Origin of the sequence: Chryseobacterium sp. WLY505, assembly GCF_030846215.1 — a bacterium.
Lineage (GTDB): Bacteria > Bacteroidota > Bacteroidia > Flavobacteriales > Weeksellaceae > Chryseobacterium.
On the sequence record NZ_JAVCWI010000001.1, the window covers coordinates 238881 to 256072 of the forward strand.

Here is a 17192-nt window from a genome sequence, read left to right on the forward strand (position 1 = left end):
TGCCGTTTATTTGTTTAAAGCCTCTTGTATACGAATGATTAAATCTGTGTAATGTGCTCTGGAAGCATCATCACCTCTGTACCTTGTTCTGTTCAGTAAGTCCAGAACTTTCTGAAGTTCTGCTCTCTTGTAAGTAGTCACTTCAGATACTCTTTTCATGGATGAATAATTGATATTCCTCAAACCATGATCATCTTCATGGAAATTACAGATGGTCGGGATATTCAAAGTATCATCTGTTTTCAATCCTTTTACTGCTGTCTTTTCAAATAGTTTGTTTACCGAAACAATCAAAGCATCCACATAATTTTTCTGCGTCATTTTCTCAAGCATCGTAAGGCTTCCTTTTTTATTGAAAATGGCCGTTCTTACCTGATCAAATAAATTTTCAACCGTATAGATTTCTTCTTTAGAGCCAGACACCTGATGTTTCAGCTCATTTTCAAGTAACCTCAACAGTCTGTCATCCATCAATAAGGAATAGATAGTTCCATATTGCATTCCTCTCGCCAGGGTATACGGCGTCTGCTCGAATGGTCCCATTGGTGAATCTTTAACCGGATACGTTTTTTCTGTAATCGGATTAAAGAATAACCATTCCGGAAGGTTGATGGCATTTTTAATAAGATAATCAACCGCTCTTCTCTGAGTTTCTGCAGGAACTGCTTCATAGGCTTTCTTCTTATTACCAAAAACAGTATTGTTCAGGTAAATTCCCCCTACATTCGCCATCACATGACCTGTATAAAGATCCCACTGCCCGATTACTCCCAGATACAGTTTTCCGGCATCTGTGTATTCTTTACCATCTTCATACGTCCATTTCAAGAGGTTGTTAATCACCACTTTCAGGTTTTTGATTCCGTATTCGCTGGCTTTCATCGCATCATCACCTAAATCTTCAGACTGCGAACGCGGATCAATGGTTTCCAGGTAGCTTTGCTGCTCACCATAGAAATACATCGGGTCATCTTCGTGTTTTTCAATTAAGTTTTTCAGCGCTTTTTTCTCTACGAATTCATCCGGATACCAACGGTAACCCCACTCGATGGCATATTTATCGTAAAGACCAATTTTCGGAGTGATTGCTGTAACGCCATCTTCCGGCTGAGCTACGTAATTGTAACGGGCATAATCCATAATGGAAGGTGCCGTACCGCCCATTTTGTCTGTAAACTCTTTGGAACGAAGCGACTCTACCGGGAATGCAAAAGATGCTCCCATGTTGTGCTTCAATCCGAAAGTGTGCCCCACTTCATGAGATGAAACAAAACGGATAGCTTCACCCATATGTTCATCACTGAATTTATTTCCTCTTGCTTTTGGATCAATAGGCCCTGTCTGAATTCTCATCCAGTCATGAAGAGAAGTCATTACATTATGCCACCAGATGATATCCGCTTCGATAATTTCCCCACTTCTCGGGTCTACTACTGATGGTCCCATTGCATTTGACTTTGGCGAAGCGGCGTAAGTAATCACAGAATATCTTACATCATCAATATCAAAATCTTCATCTTTCTCATCCGGCATTTTCGCAATCACTGCATTTTTGAATCCTGCCTGCTCAAACGCCGCCTGCCAGTCATGTACTCCGGCAATGATTTTCTCACGCCATTGTTTTGGAGTTGCCGGATCGATATAATAAACAATCGGTTTCTTAGGCTCTACCAGCTCTCCTCTTAAATATTTTTCTTTATCTTCATCTTTGGGTTCAAGATTCCATTTGGTAATGAAAAACTTTTCATCCATTTTCTGCTGGTTGTCATTAAACGACCAGTGTTTTTCGGAGAAAAATCCTACTCTTGAATCCGCTACTCTTGGTTTCATCGGTATTTTAGAAAGCAGAACCAGATTGGTTGTAACACCTAAAGTGACCGGAAGATCTACACCGCCTTCATTGACAGAAGTAGACAATTGAGACTTCACCACAAGGTTCTTGGGAAATGTTTTCACTCCCTCTATATAAGAAAGACTTGATTTCACAGATCCACCCAATCCTACATTCGCCAAAACGTCGTTAAAACTTTTCTGATTTCCATCAAAAACTTTGTTCACTTTAATGGCTACCGCTGTAGAATCATTATTTTGTGCTTCAATATCAAAGACTTCAATTACAGATTCTGAAAAGTTGTCTTTTACAGATTTTGTAATGGCATCATTTTTTGGGGATGACACTTTAGGCACCACCGTTTTTACCCATACTTTTTTAGCTACAGGATCACGGTGAAAGGAGATGACTTTATTTTCATAATTCATTCCTTTGTTTAAACCTGCCTCATTCACCTGCATAGGTACCTGAGAAAGTTTGTTGACCACCAAAAACTGACGTCCCATCAAACTGTCCGGAATTTCAAAATAAATATCCGTCTTTACCTGAATGGTATTAAAAAGTCCCTTTTTATAGGTTCCCTTTTTGATCAGGTCTTCAATTTTTTTTGTTTTTTTTGAGGAAGAGCTTTCTGTCTTATCCGTTTTTTCTTTGTTGACCTTTACCGTATCTTTATCTTTTTTCTGTGCCAGTGCCATTGGTGAGGCCATAGCAAGACCGAGATACAGCGCAAGTCTGTAATTCTTCATTAAAATAGTCCGATTCATTCCAAATAGTAAATATCTTAGTTTCAGCAGGCAAAGCTATAGGTATCGTGAATCATATATATAATATTAGGGAGTGAATGGTGCTAATTCGGGAGTGAATGGATTTTATTTTTGCTCCATTAAAGGCAAAAAACATACGAAATATTCACCATCTACAGAAATATGAAGAAGATTATTCTTAAAATATCCATAAATTTGATTCAAATAATCAATTCCGAATTTCTCTCCCTGTACCGTTTCTTCCTTAGGTTGCCACGTATTCTTTACCGTAATCCCACCCTCATCAACGGTAATGATGATTTCCAGAGGCTGATCTACGGTTGCAATATTATGTTTGGTCGCATTTTCTGTAACAATCTGAAGGGATAAATACGGAATTCTTTTTTCCAGACTTTCCGGAGCATTAATGATCAATTCAAACTTCAATTCCTCATCAAACCTGCTTTTCAGAAGTTCCATATATTGCTGTATAAATTTGATTTCCTGCGAAACCGGAACAATATTATCTTTGGGAGGAACTATGAGATACCTGTAAATCTTAGAGAGGTTCATGGTAAACTTCTGTGCATTTTCTTTATTAATCCCGATCAGCATATAAAGGGAATTCAATGAATTGAAAAGAAAATGAGGATTGATATTATTTTTAAGCTGCTGAAGCTGATTGATCACTTCTGCTTTGTGCATCTTTTCATTTTCTACCAACAATAAATTCTTCTCAGACTGTATTTTCTCTTTCTCCTGATAAGCCAGGCTGGTTGCTCTCTGGAACAATATAAATACCGTTACAATGAGAAACAACGCTGCCAGAAAAATATAAACAGTATAGGTTTTTATCTTGCTGATATTTTCGTCAATAATAAAATTCACATGATTCACTACCGTATATCCATCAAAATTATCAGTCTTCAATGGCTTTATAAACCGTGTTACCTCCACTCCAAGATATTCTGAAACCGCTGTTCCTTTGGTATATCCTGCTTCAGTTTTACTGGTTAAAGTATCATTAGGTTTAATATCAGTAAAATCAAAGATGTTCTTTCCGATGTATTTTTTTTCCGGATGGGTAATACAGATTCCTTCTTTAGTAAAAACGTAGGCGTACGTATTGGAACTTTTATCTACGTTAATAAAATATTGATGAAGATCATCCAGGCTCACGGTAGAGCCATAGTACAATTTGTTTTTGTCCGGCAGTACCAAAGAATCATAGCTTATCCAGTACATGCTGTCCTTTTTGGTAAGCAAAACGTCTTTGAAATGTCCCGGACCGTTACTTTTTATGACAATAGAATTGTCTTTAGTATCTGAATTCTTGAAAATACCGGATAGAGGATTATTGCTCTCAGACTTTCCTGAATCACTGTTTTCATAATAATACCAGCTGTAAGGGAGCAGGTTTCTTTTTTTTTTTAAATCATTTAAAACCAAAGAATACTCTTTATAGTTCTTCAGCCCGTCTTTCTGAATCAGGGCACGAAGCAGATATTGATAATCTTCAATATTTCTGAATTCATGTTCTATCGACTCATATTTTCGGAAGAATGTTTTCTTTGCGAAATCATCGGTATTTTTACGACTGTCTTCAGTGATCAGAAGACTGAGAACAGCAAATGCTGCCACAGCAATCAGGCAGGCAGACAAAGCAGTAATATAAATGGACTTTTTGGATAAAGCGTGTTTAAAATTAATAATCAAATTCTCTAAATTGTAGGTTCCTCAACATATAAATTATTCGTTTGCAAAGATATAACAAAGATTTCAGGACTGAAAAGTGAATTAAATTTAGATTTTATTTTTTTAAAAACCGGATACCGTATATTGAAAATTAACCGGTACTAAAGCATCTGGGTTCTTTTATTTTTTACAGTAAAAAACAAAAAACCGGATAAGCTGAAGTCTTAAAGTTCGTTAATATCGTCATTGAGACCACCAATTCAGCATGCTATATTTTGAAAATTAATTATCTTCGCCTACAAATCTTATTTGAAAATGAAGAAGATCATCTCCGGGATATCTATTTTTTGTGCCATCGCGATCTCTGCTCAGGAAGCCATCCGGTTTCAGGAGCTCCCATTCAAAGATATTATTGCAAAAGCCAAGAAAGAAAAAAAATTGGTTTTTATTGATGCCTATGCTTCGTGGTGTGGCCCATGCAAAATGATGGAAAAAAATGTATTCACGCAGAAAGCGGTAAGTGATTACTACAACACCAACTTCATTAATGCAAGATTTGATATGGAAAAAGGAGAAGGAAGAGACATTGCTTCAAAATTCGGAGTACGTTCCTATCCTACTTATCTTTTCCTGAATGGTGAAGGTGAACTTGTTTCCAGAAATACAGGTTATATGGAGGAAAGTCTGTTTGTGGCAATGGCACAGGACATTAATTCACCCGGAAATAAGAAAGGTTCTCTTAAAGACCGCTTTGCCGCTGGTGAGAAAGACCCGGAATTCCTGATCAATATTATGAAGCTGAATGCCAACTCAGATTATGAATTTGCCAAAAAGGCTTCCGAAAGATATTTCCAGAATAAAAAGAAAACTGAAGAGCTTACAAAGGATGAAATCGGATTTCTTCTTTATTTCGTAAAATCATCAGAAGATACCAACTATACTGTTTTTGCTTCCAGAAAAGCAGAGATTATTAAATATCTTCCTGAAGAAACTTATACCGAATTTGACGCTCAGCTGAAGTTAGGAAAAATAGTAGAACAGTCGATTGATGATAAAAATAAAAAAATCAACGATGACTATTTCATGAAAGCTGCCGAACCACTGGTAGGAAAAGAAGCTGCTGTAAAAAAACTGAATCAGACTAAACTCAGCTATTATGAACAGAACAGTAATTTTCCTGAATACGAAAAAGCCGCTTTAGACTATTATAAAAATTCTGATGCCTTTGATCCTAACGAGCTCCTGAGAGCAGCATGGATATTCGCAGATCGTATAAAAACACCAGCTTCATTAAAGAAAGCTACGGAATGGGCAGAAAAATCTGTCATGAGAAGCGAAACTTCGGAAAATACTTATATTCTTGCCAAACTTTATCACCTTACCGGAAATAAAGAGATGGCAAAAAACTATGCCGAAATGTCTAAAAATATGGCAGTTCAGGGCAATAAGGATTCTCAACTGGCAGATGAACTATTAAAGCAAATAAAATAAACATTATAAACCGGATGAAATATAAATTATTAGCAGCAGGCATATCAGCCTTCCTGTCGGCAACTACGTTGAGCGCTCAGGAACAGGAACAAGGAGGACAGGATAACAGTTTATACATAAAAGGGAATGCTTTATTTGCTCCGTTAGGGATTTTAAACCTTGGGTTGGAAAAACAAATTAGTCCGAAATATACCCTTCAGGGAGATGTTTTCATTTCACCATGGAAATCTTTCGCAGGACATGAACTACAGTTTTATTCCGTATCTGCAGAAGGAAGATACTATTTTACTGAAGCTTTCAAACACTGGTATATAGGAGCCAACATTAGTTTTGCGGCCTACAATGCTTCAAAATGGAATTATTGGAATGATAAAAGTTTTGAAAACTGGAATGGGGAAATCCTTACCAACTCTAATCTGTATCAAAGAGGGTTTTCTTTTATGCTGGGGGTAACAGCAGGGTATCAATTCCAGCTGTCCGAACGATGGAATCTTGATCTGTATGCTACTGTAGGTACATCACAGGGTTTTTACAAAGGATATGACCGCACCACCGGAAGACGCTATGATTCCGCAAAAGAGTTTAACAAAAGTGGCGAAATCATTCCGTACAGAGGAGGAATAATGATCTCTTACAAGCTAAAATAAGACCATGAAACTATTTGGAAAAAATCATATCATCATTTTAGTGATCACTTTTGTGATCCTTTTTTTAATGAATTATATCGGGAATGATCTGCCTGATAAGTTACAGAGAGCCTTAATGACGGCTTTTGCTGGAGTTGTTGGATTAACTGTCGGACTTTTTATATTAAATAAGGGCAGAAATGATAAAAATCCGCCCCAAAATTTTGATTAATTAATCTTCGTATATCACATATCTGGTCCTGATCTTTTCGAAACTTTCCAGATCTTTTTTCCATGAATCTTTTATGTCCGGAATTGATTTTCCTGCGATAATCTGTTTTCTCAGTTCATCAGTTCCGGATAAAGTATCAAACCATAGATTTTTAAGGAAGAAATCCTGCTGCGGGTTTTTATAATTCTGATAAGCTTTGATGACCCATTCAAGATTCAATTCTCTTAGATCCTTAGGATAACTGGAAAGGTTTTCACCATAACACAGCTTCCCGTTCAGGAATGGATCTTTAGCTCCGTAGCTTGGTTTTGGTGTAAACTGATAAGGCAGGTTTTCCGTCCATGGAGAACCATAAATCTGAAAAGGAAGGTCTGTTCCTCTTCCCACGGAAACCTGAGTGCCTTCAAAAAAGCAAAGGCTTGGATATAAATTAATGGCTTTGTCATTAGGTAAATTAGGAGAAGGTTTATCAAGTATCTGATAACGCTGTTTTTTATGATAATTCTTCATCGGAACAAGCGTATATTTAGCCTGGACTTCATTTTTAAGCCATTTTTCTCCGTTTACCATCTTTCCATACTCTCCTATTGTCAGTCCATATACTACGGGAACTTCGTGAAGTCCGACAAAACTTGCCCATTTTTTCCTCAATACAGGTCCGTCAGTATATCCGTCATGCGGATTGGGGCGATCCAAAACCATGATCTCAACATTATTTTCAGCTCCGGCTTCCATCAGGTAAGACAAAGTAGAAATATACGTGTAAAACCTCACACCCACATCCTGAATATCAAAAACAACGATGTCAATTCCGGAAAGCTGTTCCGGCTTTGGCTTTTTATTATTTCCATACAGAGAAACAATGGGAATTCCTGTTTTCACATCTACTCCGTTTTTCACTTTTGCCCCTGCATCTGCATCTCCTCTGAAACCATGTTCAGGAGCGAAAATAGACTTGATTTTAATTCCGTTTTTTACAAGAAAATCAACCAGATGGGTTTTATCACTCATTAAACCGGTCTGATTCGTCACCACCCCTATCGTTTTATTTTTCAAAAGCGGCAAGTAGATTTCAGGCTGGTCTGCACCGGTTTTAAAATCCGGTTGAACTTGAGTCTGAGAATAATATTGGTTGAATACTCCTAAAAAAATTAGGCAAATCAGAAGTAAATTTTTAATTTTGAAATCTAAATTCATAAGCTTGAAATTTCCTTTATATTTCTCTAGAAAAATAGCATTTTCCAAAGATAACAAAAATAACCTTTCAAGGGTTATCATCTTCATTGGCAGGCTTTCCGTAGCATTGGGAATTATTGTTTCCTTAATTACTGTAGCCACTGGTTTTGGTTCTAAAAAAGCTATCAAGGAGAGGCTGGCTGATTTCAGCGGACACATTACGGTGAGATCTACACGATCCAATTCTTCATACAATACTTCTGTACTGGATAATCAGGGACTGAATATTGCCAAGATAAAAGAGCTTCCCGATGTGGAAAGCACTCAGAAATATGTGACTGTTACCGGAATTATGCGTAATGAGCACAATTTCGCAGGCATTATATTTAAGGGAATAGGAAAAGATTTTGACAGTTTAAGATTTAAAAAATTTCTTATTGCCGGAACAACACCAAAAGTAACGGAAAAAGGATTTAACAATGACGTTGCTATTTCCCAGAAAGTCGCTAAAGACCTTCATCTTAAAGTGAATGACAGCATCGTTACCGTATTTTTAAAAGCAGATCAGAAACCACTTTACCGTAAATTCAGAGTTATCGGTATTTATAGAACTGATATCAAACTAATTGATGAACAATTCGTTATCGGAGGGATCAACCATGCAAGAAAAATTCAGGATATGAAGCCAGATGAAATTGGTGGCATAGATATTTTTCTGAAAAATGTAAACGACATCGACAAAGATTTTCCTGACATTGAGAAACTGATCGGATATAAAAACTATGCTGAAAAAGCGACAGAAAAATTTCCGCAGATTACAGACTGGATCAGTATTTTTGATACCAATATTGCTTTAATCATCATCATCATGCTGATTGTAGTAGTCATCAATATTATCATGGTTCTTCTGATTCTTATTATTGAACGAACCAATTCTATTGGACTTCTGAAAACATTAGGCGCAAGCAATTCACAGATAAGAGCTACTTTCATCAATTATACCCTGATTATTATGATCCCTGGACTTTTGTATGGAAATGCTATCGGATTAGGACTGATTTTAATCCAGAAATTCTTTGGAATCATCAAACTTAATCCTGAAAACTATTATGTAAGTACCGTTCCGGTAGACCTTAATCCGATTGCGATTATCTCTATTTCAGTAGGAATTCTTATTATCTCAGGATTTGCTTTAATTATTCCAAGCTACCTGATCAGTAAGATTTCTCCGGTGAAGGCGATTAAGTACAACTAATACGATAATTGATAATTGATAATTGATAATTGAATGTTATTAATTGTCTATCAGTTGATTTCAGTGTTATCCACAACTTATCCACAGGTTATCCACGGTACAGATAATTTTAAAAGCCTTATCTTTGCACCGCTTATAAAACATTTATGAAATACGCAAAAAATATCCTTGAAACGATAGGTAACACACCGCTGGTAAAGCTTAACAAAGTATTAGGTGAAGATTTTCCGGCACTGGTATTAGCAAAAGTAGAGACCTTCAATCCTGGAAACTCCGTAAAGGACAGAATGGCTCTTAAAATGATAGAAGATGCTGAAAAAGACGGCAGATTAAAACCTGGAGGAACTATTATCGAAGGAACTTCCGGAAATACAGGAATGGGACTGGCACTGGCTGCCATCATCAAAGGATACAAATGTATCTTTGTAACCAATTCTAAACAGTCAAAAGAAAAATGTGATATTCTTCGTGCTGTAGGTGCTGAAGTAATTGTTTGCCCTACTGATGTAAAGCCTACCGATCCACGTTCTTATTATTCAGTTTCCAAAAGACTGGCTAAAGAAACAGAAAACGGATGGTATGTAAACCAATATGACAACTTATCCAACAGAGCTGCTCACTACGAATCTACCGCTCCGGAAATCTGGGAACAGACAGAAGGAAAATTGACTCATTTTGTGGTAGGAGCCGGAACAGGAGGTACCATTACAGGATGTGGAACGTTCTTCAAAGAAAAAAATTCAGATATCAAAGTAATTGGAGTGGATACTTATGGTTCTATTCTGAAAGAATTCCATGAAACGGGTGAACTGCATTATGATCATGCTTACACTTATATTACAGAAGGAATCGGGGAAGATATCATTCCTGAAAACTATGACATGTCTGTGATTGATCACTTTGAAAAAGTAACAGATAAAGACGGTGCTATCTACGCCAGAAAACTGGCAAAAGAAGAAGGTATCTTCTGTGGATATTCTGCAGGAAGTGCTATTGCCTCTTTGATTCAGATGAAAGATCAGTTCACGAAAGATGATGTAATTGTCGTTTTACTTCATGACCATGGTTCAAGATATGTAGGAAAAATCTACAATGATGAATGGATGAAGGAAATGGGCTGGCTGGAAGAAAGCAAATAAGCTTAACTTATAAATTAATAGAAAACGGAGCAAAATAATTTTGCTCCGTTTTTGTTTTTATTAATCGGTTTTAACTTTCTCTTTCAATGTATTCTTAAGAAAGCTGTATTCTTTCTCACTCATTGATTTTCTGGGAAACATATAACTGTATTTTCCTTCAAGAGAAATAAATTCATGAGTACTGTCGAAATATTCAAAATCTTTCCATTCGCTGGTTTCTTTTTCCCCATCGATATTGACTGTGAAAAAGTTATTATCAAATCTTATTTCGTATACTTTACATCTTTCAAGCGTGCTCAGATAATGATTCACCTGTTTTTTCCATCTTGAAACTTTATTAACGCTTACGGATAAAAAAACAGCACAAAGCAAAAATATAAAACTCAGGAAGTATAAAACGCCTGCATTTTCTTTACTCATAAGATCTTTTAAAAGAAAAACAATGAAAACAATTACTGCAGCAGCTATGGTAACAATCGTTTTACTTTTCGTAGTAGGTGAAAAAAGCAGACTTCCCTGATTACCGCTAAAATAAATATCTTCAAAAATCTTCCTGTCCGGTTTTAGTGCAATCACCTTTTCTTCATTCATAATTATAGAGTTTGCTTTAAAAAGCTACAAAACTAAACTAAATATCTTCATATTGATCACTTATGGCAGAAAGTTTATTCATCAGTTCTCTGTTTCTTCGGTTCAGGGCATCCAGTTTTTTCAGCATATTATAAATGACTTCAAGACCAGGCAGATTAATTTCAAGATCATAATGCCAGTTGGCAAATTTTTCCAGATCGGGCAGATCTTCATACATCAGATAATGAATATTGTTTTCAATCTGAATATTCAGCAGCCCATAGTCTACAAGCTCATCAAAAAAAGTGATTTCTATATTATAGATTTTTACGAGTTCTTCCCGTGATATTCTTTCACTCATAGCTTAGGAATTTTTTAGTTGTTCAAAAAGTTCTTTCTGCTTCTCAGTAAGGTTGGTTGGCAGTTTCACTTCGTAGGTTACAAAAAGATCACCGTGTTCTCCTTCTTTTTTATAGACAGGAAAACCTTTTCCTTTGAGCCTTACTGTCATTCCGGTTTGGGTTTCCGGTTTTACTTTAAGGTTTACACTTCCATTGAGCGTATGCACTTTTACTTCGCCACCCAAAACGGCTGTGTACAGATCGATGGTTACTTTGGTCTTTAGATCATCACCTATTCTTTCAAAATCCGGATCAGCAGGAATATTGAAGGTGATATATAAATCTCCGTTTGGACCACCGTTTACTCCGGGGTTTCCATGTCCTTTTAACTTAATCTGCTGTCCGTCATACACTCCTGCAGGAATGGTGATTCTTACTTTCTTTCCATTGATTTCAAAAGTTTGCGGATGCGTGGTTGCAGCGTCTCTTAAATTGAGATTCAATTCGGCAGTGATATCCTGTCCTTTGAACTTACCGGAGGCTCTTCCTCTTGAACTTCTGCCAAATCCACCGCCTGCACCGCCAAACATATCCTGGAAGAAATCTGAGAAATCTTCACCTCCACCAAAGTCTGCACCGGAATAACCTCCGTTATAACTTTGCTGTTGATACTGTCTTTGTTGCTGCTGTTGGGCTTTTTCGTATTCTTCGCCGTGCTTCCAGTTTTCTCCGTACTTGTCATATTTTGATCTGTTTTCCGGATTACTCAGAACTTCATTCGCTTCATTCAGTTCTTTGAATTTCTTTTCTGCTTCTTTGTCTCCGGGGTTGAGATCGGGATGATGTTTTCTGGCCAATTTTCGGTAGGCTTTTTTGATATCATCCTGTGTTGCGTTTTTATCTACGCCTAAAATTTTATAGTAATCTATATAAGCCATAGAAATGTGGTTTACCCAAATTTATGAATTTTAGGTCTGAAAATTGTATAACAGAATGTTAAAAATAAACCTATCTTTGATAAAAAGCCATACATGAAAGATGTATTGAAAAACTACTCCGGAATCATATTTCTACTTTTGGGAATCACTATTGGAAGCATCATTGGAATTGTTGCTCCCGGTTTTGTGGAATACATTAAACCTTTGGGAGATATTTTTCTGAATCTTCTTTTTGTGAGTGTAGTTCCTTTGGTATTCTTTGCCGTTTCCAACTCTATTGCTTCTCTGGAGCAGCAGTCTAAATTCGGTAAGATCATTCTTGTGATGGCCCTTACCTTTTTATTTTTTATTCTTACGGCAGCAGTCTTTACGATCTGTGCAGTATATCTGTTCCCGGTTTCGGGTGTTTCAGGGAGTTCTGAGATGATTACGGAAGCGGCCAATGAGGATACATGGGGCAACAGAATTGTAAGTTTCTTTACGGTGGGAGAATTTACGGAGCTTTTTTCAAGAAGGAATATGCTGGCTCTTCTGGTATTTGCTTTTCTGACAGGATTTGCAGCCCGAAAAACAGGAGAAAAGGGACAGCCTTTCAGGGTTTTTATTGCTTCAGGGTATGAAGTGATGAAAGAACTTCTTTTGCTGGTTATGAAATTGGCACCTATTGGTCTGGGCGCCTATTTTGCATATCAGGTAGCGACTTTAGGGCCACAGCTTTTTGGATTTTATGCTAAACCTTTAGGGTTATATTATATTGCAGGAGTTATTTATTTTCTGGTGTTCTTTTCTATCTATGCGTTCATGGCGAATGGGCAAAAAGGAGTCAAAAGTTTTTGGACCAATGCGATCTACCCTACTTTGACCGCCATAAGCACATGCAGCAGTTTTGCAACAATGCCAGCCAATTTACAGGCCGCTTCCAAAATCGGAATTCCGAATTCTATTGCCAATCTGGTGATTCCTATCGGGACTACTTTGCACAAAAACGGGTCTTCAATGTCTTCGATTATCAAGATCTATGTGGCATTTTTAATTATTGGAAAAGATTTTTTCGATCCAGCCAATCTGCTTTTAGCTTTAGGAATTACCGTTTTTGTGAGTATTGTCGCCGGAGGTATTCCTAATGGCGGATATATTGGGGAAATGCTGATGATTTCTGTTTATAAACTTCCTCAGGAAGCCATTCCTGCCGTAATGATCATCGGGACTTTGGTAGATCCTCTGGCTACTGTTCTGAACGCTGTAGGAGATATCGTTGCCGCTATGTTTGTTAACCGGTTTGTGAAAGTCTGACTGTAGTTTAACCATTTTCTTTTAACCCATGAACTCATTTTTCAAAAGCATTGGCTTATACAACAGCCTCATTATTGATCTCAATATCAATAGTGCAGAACTGGTACAGAGATTAATGAAAGTCACTTATAAAACCAATACTACTTTCATATCATTAGAAAAAGACACCACAATTCCTACCCGTTTTGAATACCGGGGAATGATTGATGCAAACAGTTTTACAACCAAAAGAAGAGGAAGGCTATTTGATATGAACAGAAGTAATCCTGTGTTTCATGGAACTATTTCTGACAACAATGGGATATCATCTGTAGTGATAGAATTTTTCCCTTCAGGATTTCAGATTTTGAATTGGTTTCTCATTTTGTGTTTTTGCTTTGTGATAACATTTGTCAGTATAACAGGAGGTCAGCAAGGTCTTATGGCCGGGGCAGTCGCTTTAGTAATAGCAATTACTCAATATTTTATCTTAAAAAGAGGAATTTCGAGAGGGAAATATGAATTTGAAAGAGAGCTTATTTATATTGCTCAAAAACCTTAATTCTTAGCCTATCATTTTTGATTTAGAAGCTTTTTATTCACTGCGCTTTATCGGTTCCAGGTTTTCATATTCTTCAGGAGTGAAAAGCCTGTAATGAACTTTAAACGTTTTTCCCAAGGGAGTTTCCAGTGAAAATCCACCAGGTCCGAAACCATCTGTTATATCCAGAGTAAAATGTGAATATTTCCAGTATTCAAAAAGGTCTCGGTCTATCCAGAACTCATGCCCGTTAATAGTACCGATCATGGCATCGTTCATTCTGGGAAAGAATCCTCCTTTTTCGAAGCATTGCGGTTGGGTTCCTTCACAACATCCTCCTGCCTGATAAAACATCAGAGGACCATATTGTTCTTCCAGCCTGTTAATTACTTCAAGAGCCTGTTCCGTTGCGGAGAGTCTTGATATTTTTGTTTCCATTGTTTTTATTTTGGTTTAATGCCAACCTTATACTGATAAAAGATCCCGGTAAAGTACATTCTAACCGGGATCAGCAACACATCATCAAATTAATTTGAGCCGGCAATATCTAAAACGATTCTACCGTCAATTTGTCCTTTTTTCATTTTATCAAAAACATCATTGATATCTTCTAATTTTGCAGAAGTAACTGTAGCTTTTACCAATCCTTCATTAGCGAAATCCAGTGCTTCCTGCAGGTCTTTTCTTGTTCCTACAATAGAACCTCTAACGGTAATTCTTTTCAGAACGGTTTCAAATATGGGAAGTTCGAAAGATCCGGGAGGAAGTCCATTGAGAGCAATGGTTCCTTTTCTTCTCAATACATCGATTCCCTGCTTGAAAGCGATAGGTGAAACTGCGGTAATCAAAGCACCATGCATTCCGCCGACTTCTTTATGCAAATATTCTCCGGGATCTGTGTTTTTCGCATTGACTACAAGGTCTGCTCCTAATTTTTTTGCAAGCTCAAGCTTATCGTCTGCTACATCAATAGCAGCTACGTGCATTCCCATTGCTTTGGCATACTGAACGGCTACATGCCCCAGTCCTCCGATTCCTGAAATGGCTACCCATTCTCCGGGTTTTGTTTCTGTTTCTTTCAATCCTTTGTAAACTGTGACTCCGGCACATAAAATAGGCGCAATTTCAAGAAAGTTAACATCGGATTTTAAATGTCCTACATATCTTGAATCTGCAATGACGTATTCTGCAAATCCGCCATCTACGCTATAACCTCCGTTTTTCTGGGCTTCACAAAGGGTTTCCCAGCCTGTGATACAATAATCGCAGCATTCACATGCACTGTACAACCATGGAACTCCTACGGCATCTCCTTCTTTTACAAAAGCTTCCGGTCCGCAGGCTACCACAATACCAACTCCTTCATGTCCGGGGATAAGAGGCATTTTGGGTTTTGCAGGCCAGTCGCCATCTACCGCATGTAAATCTGTGTGGCAAACTCCACAGGCGATGACTTTAACAAGCACTTCATATCTTCCGGGTTCCCTTACAGGTACTTCTTCTATTTTCAAAGGCTGACCGTAGCCCTGAACTACTGCCGCTTTCATTGTTTTTGGAATCATATTTTCTTTTTTGGATTGAGTTATTTGGGGTTATTTGTTTTTATCTCCATGTTTGACCAGATAATTTTTCTGCGTGAGGGATAGGAAGGGCGGCGAGGAACGAGCCGGTGCGGAATGCAATGGAGCACCGAAACGAAGTGCAGCCCTGGATAGCCCGACCGTGTTGCCCTGGATAAAGCCAAGGCAATCGGGCACGTCCTACATAATATTAAAAGAAACCTAACTTATTCTTGTTATAAGAAATCAGCATGTTTTTGGTTTGACGGTAATGATCGAGCATCATTTTATGATTTTCTCTTCCGATTCCGGATTGCTTGTAACCTCCGAAAGGTGCTCCGGCCGGATAAGAGTGGTATTGGTTTACCCATACTCTTCCTGCTTCAATCTGGCGTGGAATATTGTACAACTGGTGAGCATCTCTGGTCCATACTCCTGCTCCAAGTCCATAGATGGTATCATTGGCAATTTTTACAGCTTCTTCTTCATCTTTGAAAGTGGTAAATGCCAGCACCGGACCGAAGATTTCTTCCTGGAAGATTCTCATTCTGTTGTTTCCTTTGAAGATCGTAGGCTGGATGTAGTATCCGCCTTCAAGATCATCTCCCAGATCGTTTACTGCTCCTCCTACAAGCACTTCTGCTCCTTCGTCTATTCCCAACTGAATATAGGAAAGGATCTTATCTTTCTGAATCTGTGAAGCCTGTGCTCCCATCATCACGGTTTTATCCAGTGGATTGCCTACTTTGATGGCTTTTACTCTTTCAATCACTCTTTCGATAAAGGCATCTGCAATACCTTCCTGAACAAGAAGTCTTGAAGGACATGTACAGATTTCTCCCTGATTAAGGGCAAAAAGAACGGCTCCTTCTATGGCTTTATCTAAAAATTCATCATCTGCATCCATTACAGAGTTGAAGAAAACGTTCGGGGATTTTCCTCCCAATTCCAACGTTACCGGAATAATATTTTCTGTAGCGTATTGCATTACCAGACGGCCGGTAGCGGTAGAACCTGTAAATGCTGCTTTGGCTACTTTCGGATTGGTCACGAGCGCTCTTCCAAGTTCTGCTCCGAATCCGTTGACAATATTAATAACTCCTGCCGGTAAAAGGTCGCCAATCAATTCCATTAAAACCATAATGGAAACAGGTGTGCTTTCTGCCGGTTTCAAAACAACGCAGTTTCCTGCGGCCAAAGCAGGAGCTAGTTTCCACACTGCCATTAGTATCGGGAAATTCCATGGAATGATCTGTGCAATGACTCCAAGAGGTTCGTGAACGATTAAGGAAACGGTGTCTTTATCCAATTCGTTATGCGATCCTTCATCAGCACGGATGACGGAAGCAAAGTATCTGAAATGATCAATGGCCAGAGGTAAATCTGCTGCCAGCGTTTCTCTTACGGCCTTTCCGTTATCTATTGTTTCTACTGTTGCCAGGTATTCCAAATTCTGTTCTATTCTGTCTGCAATTTTGTTGAGAATGATGCTTCTTTCTGTGGAAGAAGTGTTCTTCCATGTGTGAAATGCTTTTTCAGCGGCGTCTACCGCTAGCTCCAAATCTTCTTTGGACGAATGTGCTACCTGGGTGAATTTTTTCCCATCAACCGGAGAAACTACGTCGAAATATTGTCCTTTAACAGGTGGAGTAAATTTTCCGTCAATATAGTTATCATATCTGTTTTTAAACTCCGGACGCTGTAAAAGTGTCGTTGATCTTGGTTCTGTAATAGTGCTCATATTAGTATTGTTTTTATTTTTTCGATAACGCCAAATTAC

General features: G+C 37.9%; 16 protein-coding genes. 7 read left to right on the forward strand and 9 right to left on the reverse strand.

What is annotated here, in order from left to right:
• Positions 1-6: 6 nt before the first annotated feature.
• Both RAH34_RS01055 and RAH34_RS01060 read right to left on the reverse strand, forming a co-directional pair.
• Positions 7-2580, reverse strand: a complete 2574-nt coding sequence (locus tag RAH34_RS01055) for a zinc-dependent metalloprotease (RefSeq protein ID WP_306594870.1) — start codon at positions 2578-2580, stop codon at positions 7-9.
• A gap of 123 nt (positions 2581-2703) precedes the next feature.
• Positions 2704-4293: a histidine kinase gene (locus RAH34_RS01060; protein ID WP_306594871.1), complete on the reverse strand. Its 1590-nt coding sequence runs from the start codon at positions 4291-4293 to the stop codon at positions 2704-2706.
• A gap of 294 nt (positions 4294-4587) precedes the next feature.
• On the opposite strand from RAH34_RS01060, the gene RAH34_RS01065 reads away from it, so the two are divergent.
• Genes RAH34_RS01065 through RAH34_RS01075 form a run of 3 tightly spaced genes read left to right on the forward strand, consistent with a single transcriptional unit; the run spans position 4588 to position 6621 of the window.
• The gene (locus RAH34_RS01065; RefSeq protein ID WP_306594872.1) at positions 4588-5763 is read left to right on the forward strand and encodes a thioredoxin fold domain-containing protein; all 1176 of its coding nucleotides are present in this window, start codon (positions 4588-4590) and stop codon (positions 5761-5763) included.
• Between the two features lie 14 nt (positions 5764-5777).
• The gene (locus tag RAH34_RS01070; RefSeq protein WP_114819045.1) at positions 5778-6410 is read left to right on the forward strand and encodes a DUF3575 domain-containing protein; all 633 of its coding nucleotides are present in this window, start codon (positions 5778-5780) and stop codon (positions 6408-6410) included.
• A 4-nt stretch (positions 6411-6414) separates the two neighbouring features.
• A complete protein-coding gene (locus RAH34_RS01075; RefSeq protein ID WP_114819044.1) occupies positions 6415-6621 on the forward strand; it encodes a hypothetical protein in 207 nt (68 codons plus the stop codon).
• Here RAH34_RS01075 and RAH34_RS01080 read toward each other — a convergent pair whose 3' ends face one another.
• A complete protein-coding gene (locus RAH34_RS01080) occupies positions 6622-7818 on the reverse strand; it encodes a DUF1343 domain-containing protein (protein WP_306594873.1) in 1197 nt (398 codons plus the stop codon).
• Between the two features lie 4 nt (positions 7819-7822).
• On the opposite strand from RAH34_RS01080, the gene RAH34_RS01085 reads away from it, so the two are divergent.
• Complete coding sequence (locus tag RAH34_RS01085) at positions 7823-9052, forward strand: FtsX-like permease family protein (RefSeq protein ID WP_114819043.1); 1230 nt, start codon at positions 7823-7825, stop codon at positions 9050-9052.
• Between the two features lie 146 nt (positions 9053-9198).
• Positions 9199-10191, forward strand: coding sequence for a PLP-dependent cysteine synthase family protein (locus RAH34_RS01090; protein ID WP_047434153.1), 993 nt, complete (start codon positions 9199-9201; stop codon positions 10189-10191).
• Positions 10192-10251: 60 nt separating this feature from the next.
• Here RAH34_RS01090 and RAH34_RS01095 read toward each other — a convergent pair whose 3' ends face one another.
• The 3 genes from RAH34_RS01095 to RAH34_RS01105 are packed head-to-tail and all read right to left on the reverse strand — an operon-like array spanning position 10252 to position 12040.
• The gene (locus RAH34_RS01095) at positions 10252-10782 is read right to left on the reverse strand and encodes a hypothetical protein (RefSeq protein WP_306594874.1); all 531 of its coding nucleotides are present in this window, start codon (positions 10780-10782) and stop codon (positions 10252-10254) included.
• Between the two features lie 37 nt (positions 10783-10819).
• Positions 10820-11122, reverse strand: coding sequence for a chaperone modulator CbpM (locus RAH34_RS01100; protein ID WP_114819041.1), 303 nt, complete (start codon positions 11120-11122; stop codon positions 10820-10822).
• Between the two features lie 3 nt (positions 11123-11125).
• On the reverse strand, positions 11126-12040 hold the full coding sequence (locus RAH34_RS01105; RefSeq protein ID WP_306594875.1) for a J domain-containing protein: 915 nt from the start codon (positions 12038-12040) through the stop codon (positions 11126-11128).
• 93 nt (positions 12041-12133) lie between these two features.
• Between RAH34_RS01105 and RAH34_RS01110 the strand changes: the two genes are divergently transcribed.
• On the forward strand, positions 12134-13333 hold the full coding sequence (locus RAH34_RS01110) for a dicarboxylate/amino acid:cation symporter (protein ID WP_306594876.1): 1200 nt from the start codon (positions 12134-12136) through the stop codon (positions 13331-13333).
• Between the two features lie 28 nt (positions 13334-13361).
• Entirely contained in the window at positions 13362-13874 is a 513-nt protein-coding gene (locus tag RAH34_RS01115) for a hypothetical protein (protein WP_306594877.1), read from the forward strand.
• 33 nt (positions 13875-13907) lie between these two features.
• Here RAH34_RS01115 and RAH34_RS01120 read toward each other — a convergent pair whose 3' ends face one another.
• The 3 genes from RAH34_RS01120 to RAH34_RS01130 form a co-directional block, all read right to left on the reverse strand.
• Positions 13908-14291, reverse strand: a complete 384-nt coding sequence (locus tag RAH34_RS01120; RefSeq protein ID WP_306594878.1) for a DUF779 domain-containing protein — start codon at positions 14289-14291, stop codon at positions 13908-13910.
• A gap of 89 nt (positions 14292-14380) precedes the next feature.
• Complete coding sequence (gene adhP, locus RAH34_RS01125) at positions 14381-15415, reverse strand: alcohol dehydrogenase AdhP (RefSeq protein WP_306594879.1); 1035 nt, start codon at positions 15413-15415, stop codon at positions 14381-14383.
• A gap of 208 nt (positions 15416-15623) precedes the next feature.
• Entirely contained in the window at positions 15624-17153 is a 1530-nt protein-coding gene (locus tag RAH34_RS01130; RefSeq protein ID WP_306594880.1) for an aldehyde dehydrogenase family protein, read from the reverse strand.
• Between the last annotated feature and the right edge of the window lie 39 nt (positions 17154-17192).

Excerpts from the sequence above, each read along its gene's own strand:
- RAH34_RS01105 (WP_306594875.1), bottom strand. The coding sequence starts at position 12,040 with ATGGCTTATATAGATTACTATAAAATTTTAGGCGTAGATAAAAACGCA.
- RAH34_RS01115 (WP_306594877.1), top strand. The coding sequence starts at position 13,362 with ATGAACTCATTTTTCAAAAGCATTGGCTTATACAACAGCCTCATTATT.
- RAH34_RS01120 (WP_306594878.1), bottom strand. The coding sequence starts at position 14,291 with ATGGAAACAAAAATATCAAGACTCTCCGCAACGGAACAGGCTCTTGAA.
- RAH34_RS01100 (WP_114819041.1), bottom strand. The coding sequence starts at position 11,122 with ATGAGTGAAAGAATATCACGGGAAGAACTCGTAAAAATCTATAATATA.
- RAH34_RS01095 (WP_306594874.1), bottom strand. The coding sequence starts at position 10,782 with ATGAATGAAGAAAAGGTGATTGCACTAAAACCGGACAGGAAGATTTTT.
- RAH34_RS01090 (WP_047434153.1), top strand. The coding sequence starts at position 9,199 with ATGAAATACGCAAAAAATATCCTTGAAACGATAGGTAACACACCGCTG.
- RAH34_RS01055 (WP_306594870.1), bottom strand. The coding sequence starts at position 2,580 with ATGAAGAATTACAGACTTGCGCTGTATCTCGGTCTTGCTATGGCCTCA.
- RAH34_RS01080 (WP_306594873.1), bottom strand. The coding sequence starts at position 7,818 with ATGAATTTAGATTTCAAAATTAAAAATTTACTTCTGATTTGCCTAATT.
- RAH34_RS01110 (WP_306594876.1), top strand. The coding sequence starts at position 12,134 with ATGAAAGATGTATTGAAAAACTACTCCGGAATCATATTTCTACTTTTG.
- RAH34_RS01065 (WP_306594872.1), top strand. The coding sequence starts at position 4,588 with ATGAAGAAGATCATCTCCGGGATATCTATTTTTTGTGCCATCGCGATC.
- RAH34_RS01130 (WP_306594880.1), bottom strand. The coding sequence starts at position 17,153 with ATGAGCACTATTACAGAACCAAGATCAACGACACTTTTACAGCGTCCG.
- adhP (WP_306594879.1), bottom strand. The coding sequence starts at position 15,415 with ATGATTCCAAAAACAATGAAAGCGGCAGTAGTTCAGGGCTACGGTCAG.
- RAH34_RS01070 (WP_114819045.1), top strand. The coding sequence starts at position 5,778 with ATGAAATATAAATTATTAGCAGCAGGCATATCAGCCTTCCTGTCGGCA.
- RAH34_RS01075 (WP_114819044.1), top strand. The coding sequence starts at position 6,415 with ATGAAACTATTTGGAAAAAATCATATCATCATTTTAGTGATCACTTTT.